A 12,294-nucleotide genomic window follows, 5' to 3' on the forward strand; every position below is an offset into this window, starting at 1 on the left:
ACTCAATAGACATCTCGCTGATAACGTTTTTCCTGTTGCATACGTTTTAGATACTCTACAGCTTCCTCTGAGCTAAGTCCGCCCTCTTGTTCGAGTATGGTGGCCAGGGCGGCATGAACGTCGTGGGCCATCTTCTTCTCGTCTCCGCATACGTATATGCAAGCCCCTTCCTGCAGCCATTGATACAGCTCCTTGCTCTTCTCAAGCATCCGGTGCTGAACGTAAACCTTTTGATCCGTATCGCGGGAGAACGCGACATCCATACGTGTCAGTACTCCCTCTTTGAGCCAACGCTGCCAGTCGATCTGATAAAGGAAGTCTGTGGAGAAATGCTGATCGCCAAAGAATAACCAAGTCTTGCCTTTCGCCCCATTCTCCTCACGTTCTCCCAGGAACGCCCGGAAAGGTGCAACACCTGTGCCTGGCCCGATCATGATAATCGGTGTATCCGGGTTCTGCGGAAGCTTAAAGTTGGGGTTATGGTGTACAAATACCGGTAATGAATCGCCCGCTTTTAAACGGTCCGCGATATAGTTCGAACACACGCCGTACCGATATCGTCCATGAGCCTCGTATCGTACCTTTCGAATCGTGAGATGCACCTCGTCCGGGTACGCCTTCGAACTGCTGGAGATCGAATAGAGACGAGCCGGCAGCTTCCTGAGAATCGGTACGAACTCCTTGGCAGACACTCCTTTAAGGCTGTAATCCTGCACCAAATCCAACAAATCTCGATTTCTGATATAATCTCTAAGCGCTTGCTCTCGTCCTGCCGCAAGCAGCTCCTGCAGCCCGCTGCCCGAAGAAAGCTTCGCCGCTTGCTCTAAGAGCGGCTTAGTCAGGACCGTGATTTCATAATGGCTGGACAACGCCTCTCTTACTGGGCACTCTTCTCCGTTCTTATTAATCGGAACGAGATCTTCCGGCTTCCAGCCCATCGCTTCGATCAGCTCATCGACAAGGCGGGGATGATTCTTGGGATAGATCCCCAGGCAGTCGCCCGGTTCATATTGCAGAGTGGATCCCTCGAGGGAGAGCTCCAGGTGACGAGTTTCCCGGTCCGACCCGCGTCCGTTCAGATTCAAATTCTCAAGAACCACGGCCTGGAACGGATTCGACCGTGAATATTCGGTTTGCGGCCCTCTCTCGATCGTTACACCGCCAACGCTTACAGTGGCCTGGGCCGCCGCCGCCTCACTTAGAGAGTGCAGGACATTATTCATCCACTCTGCGGCAGGCTCGTCGTAATCCACGTCGCAATCGACGCGCGGAGTTAGACGCTTGCCACCGAGTTCTTCAAGACGCTTGTCGAAATCCTTGCCGGTTTGGCAGAAAAACTCATAAGAAGTGTCTCCCAAAGCCAGCACGGAGAAGCGGAGGTCCTCCAATTGAGGTGCTCTCTTGCTATGGAGGAATTCATAGAAAGATAGGGCGTTGTCCGGCGGTACACCTTCCCCATGGGTGCTGACCACAAGGAGCAGGTTTTGAACCTTTTTCAACGTATTCGGCTTGAAGTCACTCATAGAGGAGAGCGTTACCTGGAAGCCCTGCTCTTGAAGCTTTTCGGTCAGCTTCTTGGCCAACTTTTGGCTGTTCCCGGATTGGGATCCGAAGAGCACAGTCACATCTTTGGAAATGATTGGCGGATTCACTGCCGAAGCAGCTTGCGGCGAAGCGGCCATCGGTGTTTCCACATTGTGAAGAGCCGTAAGATAACCGCTCAACCAGACTTTCTGCACCTCCGTAAGCGTCGGCAGAAAGCGATTGAGAAGCTCCACTTGCTCCTGATTGAAAGGACTGTTTGTCACCTGAAGTACCACAATATACACCTCGCATAGCATAAAGATTATTCCGAGTAATCTGATGTGATTAATTTATTATTTATTTACTCTAAACTATCACAGCAGGCGAAACGAATCAATCAGAATTACTTATACCATTAATAAGTTTTATTTATAAATAACAACGGGGACGCATCTAACTTCAGAAAATATTGTTTCCTTCCAATAATTTCGTTCTCACAAGAAATGCTATTGAAAACATACTTGCAGGACGATTAACAGAGTATTCGTTAGGGATGGATTCAAGAGACATACATGCGGCTGCGACAATGTTGCAACCTGAACGTCAATTTTTTGCTCCGGACGCTCGATGGATTTCCATTGCCTCAGCGTTGGAAAAAGGTTACTTTATGCTCATCCCAATGCGTGATCAAAATGGTAGTCAACAGCCCCTAAAAAATGAACAAATTAAACAACTTGAGGAATCACTGGAGAACGGGGATCAAGAGTGCAAGATTGGAGGGAGAGGTTACTTGCAATGATGGTACGCGTTATGCCGTAATTTTGACTTTATGGCTGGAGGATAATAAACTCTCAATGGACAACTTCTTATTGTACGATTCCCAAAACAATGATCACTGGAATGGAGGAGAAGTGTTTATGACATATGAAGGAAAAGTAGTGATTGTGACAGGGGGCGGGGGAGGAATAGGTCGAACCATTGCCGCTGCCTATGCCAAACACGGAGCAAAAGTGGTCATCGTAGATAAAGAGGCCGACGGACTCAAACAGACCTCTGAATTTATTCAGGATGCAGGGTTTGAAGTTTTAACACACGTTCTTGATTTGAGCAAGCCCATAGAGATCGAGCGGTTCTTTCATGAAATCCAAGGCAAGATAGACCGAATTGATATTTTAATTAACAATGCAGGGATTGGCGTATTTAAATCTCCTTATGATCTCACCATCGAAGAATGGGATTTCGTAGTGGGAACGAACCTTGGAGGAACGTTCCTTTGTTCAAGGGAAGCCGCAAAAATCATGAGAAATCACGGCGGAGGGTCCATCGTCAATATCTCTTCGACACGCGCTCTTATGTCAGAGCCTAATTCAGAAGCCTATGCCGCTTCAAAAGGTGGGATTCTCTCTTTAACCCACTCCCTCGCCCTTTCTTTAGGACCGGATCATATACAAGTGAACGCCATTAGCCCCGGTTGGATCGAAACAGGGGACTACGATAAACTCCGGCAAATAGACCATCTGCAGCATCCTGCCCTGCGAGTAGGAAAGCCGGAGGATATTGCACGAGCATGTCTATACCTCACCAATCCTGAGAATGATTTTATCACTGGAATTAATTTGGTGATTGATGGGGGGATGACCAGAAAAATGATTTACGAGGAGTAATGAAGTTGAGTAGACCCAATATGCTCTCAAAATGGAAAAAGATTTTGCTCCTTGCCCTTCCGTCGATTGTCTCTTTTGCCTCCATGACACTCACGGGTACCATCGGTCTCATCATGGTTGGGGAACTGGGAGCTTTGGCGATTGCGGTCGTCGGGGTGTCCAACATTGTGATGTATAATGCGTGGGCTCTCTTTTCAGGGATTGGACATACAGTGAATTATCTGGTGGCGCAAAACTACGGTGGAAACACAATGAGACAAGGGATAGAAAGGACCTACATCGCTCTTTATCTTTGTGCAATGGCCGGGGCACTTGTGCTCCTAACTGGAAGTGCCGCCAATGATGACATCCTGCGGTTGATAGGAGGAAGCCCCGATCTCGTTTCGGAAGGTTCTGATTACCTGGGGATTCGCTTTTACGCAATGGTGTTTTCCATATTTACTTTTGCCTTTCATGGTTTTTTTCGGGGAATTGAAGATACAAGGACTCCGATGCTCATCTCTTTGATTGGAAACTTAGCGGTAGTTTTCTTCACGTATACCCTCACTTACGGGCACTGGGGGTTTCCGAATCTCGGGCTTGCGGGTGCCGGTTGGGCCATTTTTTGCGGAGAAACGATATCATTCATCCTGAGCGTGTATGTATATTTCTGCCGATTGCATAACCGATTTGGTACGCGAATGAAGGTAGGCTTGAACCTGTTTGAATCCCGGTTGATACTGCTCGAAAGTTCAAAGCTGGGATTTCAAGAATTTGCCCTAAGCATCTCCATGTTTATTTTCACTATGTTCGTGACTCGGCTTGGAACTCATGCGCTTGCGGCAAATGAAATCGCACTCAATGTGATGGGATTTGGGTTTATGCCAGCATTTGCATTTGGATCCACTGCGACGATTTTGGTCGGACAGGAAATCGGAAGAGGGAAACGGATCGCAGCCCGTAGATGGGGAACCGATACGGCTATTTTGGGTAGTTTATTGATGTTTGCGTTGGGAACAGTAGAGTTTATCTTCGCCGAACCGATTGCAAGGATCTATACGGATGACCCGAAGGTTTACCAGCTCACCGCTTACCTGCTCAAGATATCCGCTTACCTTCAGATCTTTGACGGGCTTGTGATGATATACTCGGGTGGATTAAGAGGCATCGGGGATACGTCGTTTCTGCTCTGGAGTTCTCTGTTCCTAAGTTGGCTGCTGTTCCTTCCGTTATGCTACCTGCTCACCTTTGTGTTTCAGTGGGCGAGCATCGGCTCGTGGCTCTCGCTTTATATCTTCATCATGGTCTATGGGATCACCGTCATGATCCGATATTACAGAGTAGATTGGCTAAGCATTCAGGCAAAAGCTGCTCATCCACCGTCAGCGTAGTGCTGACGGTGGATGTAGATTGAGTTCGATCAGGCAGCATTTACCCGTTGGCCAATTCCGCGATGCGCTCGTTTGCGTTACCCTTATACAGGCCGCCGTGGTAGCAGATTACCGTTTCGATGTCGTACCGAGTGAGCTTTTTCAGTGACTCAATCGATAAGTTCAAATCAAGAGTATATTGCGGGTCCGGTCCGAGTAATTGACCATCAACAACAATCATTGCGTCCCCAGCGATAAGGGTCTTGCTCTGTTTATGGTACAGGCTGATATGCCCGGGAGTGTGACCGGGGGTGTTGATAACGGTAATTCCTCCGCAGTACTGCAATTCCTCTCCATCAGCTACCGTTTTGTCAACTTTGGTCTTGGGTGGATTTTCAAGCACCGCTTTAAATGCCATGCGCCATTCCTCCGGCACCTCAGCCGGCAAAGAGTCAATCGCCTGGGCTATAGCCTCCGGAGTTAATTTCAGCAATCTTTTCTCGCCCTGAATATACGGTTTTTCCACTTCATTCGCCAGCACTTCGACTCTATGAGGTGACTCACTCAAAATAGCCGGCAAACTTCCAATATGGTCCAAGTCTTGATGAGTCATAATTATTTTGCTGAGCTTATCAAAAGGGACTCCGGCCTTCTCCATTGATTCACGAAATTTTGGCAGTTGGCCAGGATATCCCGCGTCCACCAAGATCGCCGTATCCTGGTCCCAGATAAGCGTAGGATGAATGATATGTACCTTTCCCATAACGGTTGCTGCAATTTCTAGCATTTCAACACCATTGGCTACTTGCATCTTATCCCTCCCGTGTTACTTCTTGTATTTCTAATCTATATAATACCAACCACGTATTTTTGTAAATAAATTTTTTTATTATATCATATAATTTGTATTTTGTCAAGTATTTATAGTCATGTGCTGTTGTACGTCTGTGATATTGTCACCATATAACCCGTCTGAGAAAATGTCACCATGGGACAGGAGATCATTACTTTGACAAGAGAGCAATTGAAACGGGTTAAGGTGTTGGACCGGTTGAAAGAAAAATCTATCACCGTCCAAGAGGCTGCACAGCTTTTAGGTCTCAGCGATCGTCAGGTTCTTCCTCTATGATTTTAGGGGCAGTGGTAGCGGCTGCCTTTTGGGGAGGTATCCCTGTAGGACCTTTGATTACATCAGGATTGCTTGCACTGATAATGAAGTTGTTTCATAAGTAATAACATAACTGATAATAAAAGGATAAATTTAATGTTAACGCAGAAGGATGTCATGGGAGTGGCAGCCTATTGTGTGAAACGGGCAGTTTTGTTGAACAATTTAGGGGAGATCCCTTGGAGCTAACATCACCCGAAATAAGTAAAAAGTAATGAAAAGATGTACAAAGCCTGATTTTGTGAAGAAGGTCCTCGTCCTGTTTTCGGTACATATCTGTTTACTTATAGAAATCCAAAGGCAAACGGAGAACGGCTCTGTCGCAACGCTGCGAACAGAGCCGTTTTATTGTATTATTGACGTCCCTCAGTGTAAATTTGGAAGGTTACACCGAACTTGTCGGTTACAATACCGTAAGCAGGGCTAAAAAATGTTTCTTGCAGCGGCATGTTCACTTGACCGTCTTGCTGCAAGGCTTCATAAATTTGTCTTGATTTTTCCATGTCGTTAGTTGAAATACAGATGGTAACCTGATTTCCCTGTTGATGGGGTTGACCTGGAAACCTATCAGAAAACATAAGGTCCGTTTCGCCAACTTTTAACATTGCGTGTGCCACACGATCCTTTGCATCTGCCGGTAAAGGAAATTCGGGGTTTTCCGGCATCTCTCCGAAAGTTTGGAGAAAGAGAACTTTGGCATCCAATGCTTTTTCGTAAAATTGGATAGCTTCCTTTGCATTTCCGTCCATCATTAAATAGGGGGTCAATCGCAATGTCATAATTAATCAGCTCCTTGGGTCCTAATTATTTTTTTCGTTCCTGCTATGCCCGAAAATCGTACAGTCCACCGTTTGACACTTGTCAACGAACCATTTGGGCAGACTGTTGTGCGAAAGGGCAGGAACGCCTCCCTATATGGGGGATCTTGGATTAGTAGGTGATTCGTGAGGAGCTTCCGGTTTCCTGATTCGCTTACCTGTGGCTGAAGTTGTGGTTAAAGAACAATTTTGGGGTGCATTCGAATGATACGACCACCGGTAAAAATAGGATTCAGGCGGTGGAAGTTTTCGTAGATAAGTTAGGGAAGAGGAACCGGCCAGAAGGCCGCTGCAGGTTTCGAATTATAGGAAACAGGGTCCTGTAGAGAAGATCTACAGGACGTTTTCATGGTCCGCTCGGCATGGGCGCTGTCTCTTCAAAGTAAAATATCGGCAGATAGAATGGTTGTGGCGGTTAGAATGGATTCCATCTTATTTTCCTGGCCTGTTCAAAACGTTCGTTTACGTTATTCCAATCTACTGTGTTCCACCAGGCATTGATATAGTCCCGCCGGTTATTCTGGTATTTTAAATAATAGGCATGTTCCCATACATCCAGTACTACTAGTGGAATCTGATCTTGTTGGCTGAGCAGTTGATGTTTTTCCGCTTGCAAAATTTCAGTGCGGTGAGAACGCGGGCCCCAGACAAGCAAGGCCCATCCGACTCCTTCCGCCTTATCCGCCGCTTCGGTAAAATGCTGCTTGAATTTTTCAAAACTGCCATAAGTCTGCTGAATCTCCCTAGCGATCGCTCCTGTCGGGGCCCCCCCTCCACCTGGCTTCATGTTGTACCAGAATATCGAGTGAAGATAATGGCCTGCCCCGTTAAATGCTGCCTCTCTCTCCCAATGCCGAATCAAGGAGAAATCTCCACTCTGCCGAGCTTTTTGCATCTCTTTTTCTGCTTTGTTTAACCCGTCCACATAGCTTTTGTGGTGCTTTGTATGGTGGATACGCATCGTTTTTTCGTCGATATGAGGTTCTAACGCATCATACGCATAGGGAAGCGGAGGCAACACATGTTCCCCGACAGGGACAGGGCGAGCGGGTGGCTCCAGCTGTTGTTCCGAAATCCTTGCCAATGTGGGATGTTCCAAAAAACGAATGAAGTCGTAATCAATCTGATAAGCTCTCTGGAGAAGTTTATACGTTGCCGGGGAGAGCGCGGAATACGAACCTGCCCGTGCATAATCTTTGTATTGTTCAACCTCTTTTCGCAATTGCGCAAATCTATCCAACCATTTGTCCAACTGTTCTGTCAGTTCCAGCGAATTCGATCTTCTTTGCAGCGTTGTAATGTATTTTTCCTGATGAGAAGCCCTATAGATTATGTGATCCAGCCATTGTGTGTCTGACAACGTCGGATACATGGGAACCAAATCCTCCTTTTATCTGGATATATCGACCTACAACCTAACGGTATGTAAGTGGATGGAATTTGGGTACTTGTTTACGAAAAATGCGAAGAGGTGCTTTGAAGGGGGTATAATAGTCACGTAGCGGGATGGTGATGAGATGACAGCACTGATAGTTTCTGTGACAGTGGGAGCCTTGATTGGCTGGGGTACAAATTTGATTGCGATTCTGATGCTGTTTCGTCCTTGGCAGGAACACCGGCTGTTTGGCGTGAAAGTTCCTTTAACCCCCGGATTGATTCCAAAGCGCCAACCGGAAATCGCTCAGAAGCTGGGTGAAATAGTGGAGGAGCACTTGCTTACGGAAGAAGGAATTATAGCCTCGCTGAATCGTCCGGAATGGTTGGAAGAAATGCGCTCGCGGATTCTTGAGCAAACTGAAGCTGTATTGGCGGATGAGCGGACAATTGGCCACCTGTTAGCCAAGCTCACGGGCAGGACGGTGGAGGAACTTTTTCAGGATTTTGAAAAATGGGCCCGTACAGCTTATGAGACCACGGTGCTTCCTCAGCTGTGCAGGAAAAAATTGGAGGATCTGCTCCCCTCCTCCTTGCGTGCTTCCATTACAATGCGAGTCGATAAACTCGCAGGTTTGCTGCTGGAAAAAACGCAGGATTGGATCGATTCCCCTGATGGCCGCCGGTTCCTGGCAGATACAATTCAACAGCGTTTGCTGGATGGCGGAATGCTGGGGAAAATGGCGGTGATGTTCGTGAAAGAGGACAAGCTCGTCGAAGAACTGATTCCACAGGTCAAAAAAATGCTGGAGAGCCCGGCGACTTTCCGGTTTCTGCAAGAGAAATTGCAATCGGAGTGGCAATTTCTCTTGGAGCGTAACGTGGGGGATGTCGCGTCCGGTTTCGCGGAGGCGGCAGACGTTGGACAGTTGGCTCAAAAGCTGATCGATTTCGACCTGTATGAACTGTTCTTAAAGAACAGATCACGTATGGTCGAATTCCTTGAAGACTTCCTGATGCGGATGAAAAGGTCTGCCGCAGCGTGGGTTACGCCCGTCCTCCGGGTGTTCGGAATTCGGCGGATTGTCGAGGAGCAGGTGGCCTCTTTTTCCCTGCTAAAACTGGAGAAGTTGATTATCGGTGTGGTGAAGAAAGAACTGCAAATGATCACATGGTTGGGGGCGCTTCTCGGTGGACTAATTGGCTTGATTCAGGCATTATTAATAATGGGGTGGCAATAGATTGCCAACAAAACGGGGAGGCGATTTGGGATGAAAATTACATACCATGGACACTCCTGCTTTCTTGCGGAAGCAGGAGGAAAAACGGTGATCATCGATCCATTCTTGACCGGCAATCCGAAAGCGATTGCAAAAGCGGAAGACATCAAAGTGGATGCAATCCTTCTTACACACGGTCACTCTGACCATCTGGGGGATGCAATCAACATTGCAAAACGAAACAACGCTCCGATCATTGCTCCTTTTGAATTGGCCATGTATTGCGCCGGAAAAGGGGCCCTTGTGCATCCGATGCATCTTGGGGGTGCCCATGAATTTGAGTTTGGCCGCGTGAAACTCACGATTGCGTTTCACGGATCCGGTATTGAGGAAAACGGAACCTTTGTCTACACGGGGAACCCTTGCGGGTTTCTGCTGACCATGCAGGGAAAAACGTTCTATCATGCCGGGGATACAGCCCTTTTTGGCGATATGAAATTGATCGGGGAATTGAACAAAATTGATGCGGCGGCTCTGCCGATCGGAGATAACTTCACGATGGGACCGGATGATGCGGTACTGGCGGCCAGTTGGTTGGGAGCAAAAAAAGTCATTCCGATGCATTACAATACCTGGCCATTGATTGAACAAGATGCGAATGCATTTGCCGCCAGATTGCAACCGGCTGGCATCGAAGGCGTAGTGATGAATGCAGGACAATCGATTGAGGTGTAACCGGTGCGATAAATTCTTGGAGCCCTGTGGGTTCCGGGAATTTTATTTCTGCGAACAGCAATTCATCATGATTGAAGCCACGAGAATGAAACTCAAATTTGTGCACTATTTTTCACTGTCTGCAAGGTTCTTTCAAAACGTGTGATCCCTTCCTCAATTTCACTCTCCGACACGCCCGCATAGGTCAACCGGATATACCCCCGCTCAGCCCCATAGATTTCGCCAGGCAGGAATAGGACCCGGTTTTGAATGCCGGTTTCCAGCACCTCCCTATCCGGAATCGCATTCCGCAATCGGCACCAGATATGATAACTGCCTTCCGGCATATTCCATTTCACCTGATCTCCCACATACTGATCCAGGGCTTGAAGCATTACGTCACGGCGAATCGTAAGTTCCTTTCGTATCCGCTGCAGGTGTCGTTCCCACTGTCCGGATGACAAATACGATTCGACCAGCCTCTGCACCACAATACTTGTCCCAAAATCCATCTGTTGTTTGGCATCTGCCAGTCTTTCGATCACCGATCTGGGACCTGCCACCCATCCAATTCGCAAACCAGGGGCAGCCGTTTTCGAAAGGCTTCCGAGGTAAATCACTGAGCCGCCTCCCTGGTTTAATTTCATTAAGGCCGGGGGTGGAGCCTGGGAACCATGAAGGGTGAGGGATCCGTATGCATCGTCCTCGACAATAGGAATCCGAAGTTCCTCGCAGATCTGGAGCAGCCTCTTTCGTCTGGCAAGGGACAATGTGGTTCCCGTCGGATTTTGATAGGTCGGGTTTGCAAACACCATGCGAATCTTGTGTTTCTGATAGAGGGACATCACTTCGTCGGGCAAAAGTCCCTGCTCATCGAGGGGGATCCGGAACAAGCGAAGTCCGGCCGAAATAAACAACGGCAGAGAATAAGCGTAGGAGGGTCCCTCAATAGCTACGGCGTCCCCGGGACTTAAAATGCACTGTGTGAGCAAATGCAACGCTTGTTGAGCTCCGGAGACAACCAAAATTTCCTCAGGTGCTGCCTCTATTCCATAGTGTTTTTGAAGATGAGCCGATAAGGTGTGCCGAAAGATTTCGTCCCCTTTTGGATCCGGATAGCTGAGGGATGCCGTTAAGGGTGTACTTTTCAACAAATCGGACAAGGCTTCCTCCGGGAACAAATCAGACGACAGCTGACCTCTTGCCAAATTGATGACTCGGGGGTCCGCACTGGCTTCCCGAATACGTTTGCTCAGGGGGAGTGTAGGCAGGAAAGAACCCCCGTTTGTGTATTGATGCCAGTTAGGCAATCGCCTGGGAGACACTCCCCATAGATGATCACTGACACAAGTGCCGCTGCCCTGAACCGATTGGGTAAGACCGGAAGCCCGAAGTTCTTCGTAGGCTGCCGTGATTGTGCTGCGATTCACACCAAGCTCCTCTGCGAGTTTTCGTTCAGGGGGGAGAGGGGCACCGGGAGGCAGCTCTCCACTTTGGATGCGTTTCTCAAAGCTGCGTGCAATCTGGCGAAAAAGCGGTTCTTTGCTTGTCCTGTCGAGTTTCCATTCCATAGTTCCACCCCTCTTCCTATTCCTAACAATATACAAATTGGCTGGGGAAAGAAACCTCCAATTGGCTGGAGAAAAATTTCCAGGCGGGCTTTACCATGAATTGTAGGCAAACAAGCAGGGAATGGGGAGGAGCTAATGGACAGAGAGAAGCGGTTTTGGACAAAGGAGGACTTCGTGATTTCAACGGAGAAGACGTTTTTATAGTAGCTCGGAATTAGAGAGATGAATCCGAGTCTGGACAAGGGGTGAATGGGTCAAAAATCGACCATTTTGTTAACCTTGGAAAGCCTTTTTAAAAAATGGGCATGCCAAATAACCCGACAATATCGGGTTTTTTAAAAATATGGAACAGCCCTGTGACTATGCAGTTAATTGGCTTGCAAACCATTCGTCCAGTGAAGGAAGGTTCGCTTTTCTTGCTTCTTCCAACCATGCGTCGGCATGCTGGCACATGGCAATCAAGTAGACTCGAATGTTCCAGTGACGGGAACTGCGACCTTCAGAGGCTTCGAGTTTGTAATCCACCTTTTGACGCTTGATGCACCGCTCCACTCCGGTCCGTAGGGCATATCGTTGTTTCCACTCTTTGCTGTCGCGTCTGACGCGAGGAAACAGACGAGGATTATCCGAAGTGGATGTGTAGAATGTCCTTCCGTACTCGGAAGGTGAACAAGGATGGGGACACTCCCATTTGCCTACTTTGGCGGGACAACGCCATTTGACGCGTTGACGGCCGGGGCATTTGCCCCAACCGATCATCTTCCGGCCAATGGGGCACACGGGAACGCCGTCCGAACCGATTTCCATATCGTTGTATACCAATTTGCCGGAACGCCTGAGGTTCAGGTCGATGATGGCGGAGACATCATCGTGTTCCAGCAGGGTATAGATC

At 48.1% G+C, this 12,294-nt stretch carries 10 protein-coding genes and 1 pseudogene; 5 read left to right on the top strand and 6 right to left on the bottom strand.

The window, feature by feature from the left end; translation table 11 throughout:
- Positions 1 to 2: 2 nt before the first annotated feature.
- Complete coding sequence (locus ACFO8Q_RS01220) at positions 3 to 1,820, bottom strand: assimilatory sulfite reductase (NADPH) flavoprotein subunit (RefSeq protein WP_380023678.1); 1,818 nt, start codon at positions 1,818 to 1,820, stop codon at positions 3 to 5.
- Between the two features lie 621 nt (positions 1,821 to 2,441).
- On the opposite strand from ACFO8Q_RS01220, the gene ACFO8Q_RS01225 reads away from it, so the two are divergent.
- Positions 2,442 to 3,188: an SDR family NAD(P)-dependent oxidoreductase gene (locus tag ACFO8Q_RS01225; protein ID WP_380023679.1), complete on the top strand. Its 747-nt coding sequence runs from the start codon at positions 2,442 to 2,444 to the stop codon at positions 3,186 to 3,188.
- A gap of 20 nt (positions 3,189 to 3,208) precedes the next feature.
- Complete coding sequence (locus ACFO8Q_RS01230) at positions 3,209 to 4,558, top strand: MATE family efflux transporter (RefSeq protein ID WP_380023695.1); 1,350 nt, start codon at positions 3,209 to 3,211, stop codon at positions 4,556 to 4,558.
- A gap of 40 nt (positions 4,559 to 4,598) precedes the next feature.
- Here ACFO8Q_RS01230 and ACFO8Q_RS01235 read toward each other — a convergent pair whose 3' ends face one another.
- On the bottom strand, positions 4,599 to 5,348 hold the full coding sequence (locus tag ACFO8Q_RS01235) for an MBL fold metallo-hydrolase (protein ID WP_380023681.1): 750 nt from the start codon (positions 5,346 to 5,348) through the stop codon (positions 4,599 to 4,601).
- Between the two features lie 314 nt (positions 5,349 to 5,662).
- Here ACFO8Q_RS01235 and ACFO8Q_RS01240 point away from each other — a divergent pair, with 314 nt between their 5' ends.
- Positions 5,663 to 5,770 (top strand): DUF441 family protein, encoded by a 108-nt coding sequence (locus ACFO8Q_RS01240; RefSeq protein ID WP_380023682.1) that lies wholly within the window; start codon positions 5,663 to 5,665, stop codon positions 5,768 to 5,770.
- Positions 5,771 to 6,058: 288 nt separating this feature from the next.
- Here the strand turns inward: ACFO8Q_RS01240 and ACFO8Q_RS01245 are convergent, their stop codons facing one another.
- Together ACFO8Q_RS01245 and ACFO8Q_RS01250 are read right to left on the bottom strand one after the other, a co-directional pair.
- A complete protein-coding gene (locus ACFO8Q_RS01245) occupies positions 6,059 to 6,484 on the bottom strand; it encodes a VOC family protein (protein WP_380023684.1) in 426 nt (141 codons plus the stop codon).
- Positions 6,485 to 6,938: 454 nt separating this feature from the next.
- A complete protein-coding gene (locus tag ACFO8Q_RS01250; RefSeq protein WP_417323471.1) occupies positions 6,939 to 7,583 on the bottom strand; it encodes a superoxide dismutase in 645 nt (214 codons plus the stop codon).
- A 457-nt stretch (positions 7,584 to 8,040) separates the two neighbouring features.
- On the opposite strand from ACFO8Q_RS01250, the gene ACFO8Q_RS01255 reads away from it, so the two are divergent.
- Together ACFO8Q_RS01255 and ACFO8Q_RS01260 are read left to right on the top strand one after the other, a co-directional pair.
- On the top strand, positions 8,041 to 9,138 hold the full coding sequence (locus ACFO8Q_RS01255) for a DUF445 family protein (protein ID WP_380023688.1): 1,098 nt from the start codon (positions 8,041 to 8,043) through the stop codon (positions 9,136 to 9,138).
- A 30-nt stretch (positions 9,139 to 9,168) separates the two neighbouring features.
- The gene (locus ACFO8Q_RS01260; protein ID WP_380023691.1) at positions 9,169 to 9,852 is read left to right on the top strand and encodes a metal-dependent hydrolase; all 684 of its coding nucleotides are present in this window, start codon (positions 9,169 to 9,171) and stop codon (positions 9,850 to 9,852) included.
- 92 nt (positions 9,853 to 9,944) lie between these two features.
- Here ACFO8Q_RS01260 and pdxR read toward each other — a convergent pair whose 3' ends face one another.
- Together pdxR and ACFO8Q_RS01270 are read right to left on the bottom strand one after the other, a co-directional pair.
- Entirely contained in the window at positions 9,945 to 11,402 is a 1,458-nt protein-coding gene (pdxR, locus tag ACFO8Q_RS01265; RefSeq protein ID WP_380023692.1) for a MocR-like pyridoxine biosynthesis transcription factor PdxR, read from the bottom strand.
- Positions 11,403 to 11,762: 360 nt separating this feature from the next.
- A pseudogene (locus tag ACFO8Q_RS01270) lies at positions 11,763 to 12,294 on the bottom strand (DDE transposase); the annotation flags it as partial.

The sequence above is a fragment of the Effusibacillus consociatus genome (assembly GCF_042652925.1).
In the GTDB taxonomy this organism is placed as follows: domain Bacteria; phylum Bacillota; class Bacilli; order Tumebacillales; family Effusibacillaceae; genus Effusibacillus; species Effusibacillus consociatus.

Coding starts and splice junctions, on each gene's coding strand:
- ACFO8Q_RS01225 (WP_380023679.1), top strand. CDS start 2,442: ATGACATATGAAGGAAAAGTAGTGATTGTGACAGGGGGCGGGGGAGGA.
- ACFO8Q_RS01230 (WP_380023695.1), top strand. CDS start 3,209: ATGCTCTCAAAATGGAAAAAGATTTTGCTCCTTGCCCTTCCGTCGATT.
- ACFO8Q_RS01235 (WP_380023681.1), bottom strand. CDS start 5,348: ATGCAAGTAGCCAATGGTGTTGAAATGCTAGAAATTGCAGCAACCGTT.
- ACFO8Q_RS01240 (WP_380023682.1), top strand. CDS start 5,663: ATGATTTTAGGGGCAGTGGTAGCGGCTGCCTTTTGGGGAGGTATCCCT.
- ACFO8Q_RS01245 (WP_380023684.1), bottom strand. CDS start 6,484: ATGACATTGCGATTGACCCCCTATTTAATGATGGACGGAAATGCAAAG.
- ACFO8Q_RS01255 (WP_380023688.1), top strand. CDS start 8,041: ATGACAGCACTGATAGTTTCTGTGACAGTGGGAGCCTTGATTGGCTGG.
- ACFO8Q_RS01260 (WP_380023691.1), top strand. CDS start 9,169: ATGAAAATTACATACCATGGACACTCCTGCTTTCTTGCGGAAGCAGGA.
- pdxR (WP_380023692.1), bottom strand. CDS start 11,402: ATGGAATGGAAACTCGACAGGACAAGCAAAGAACCGCTTTTTCGCCAG.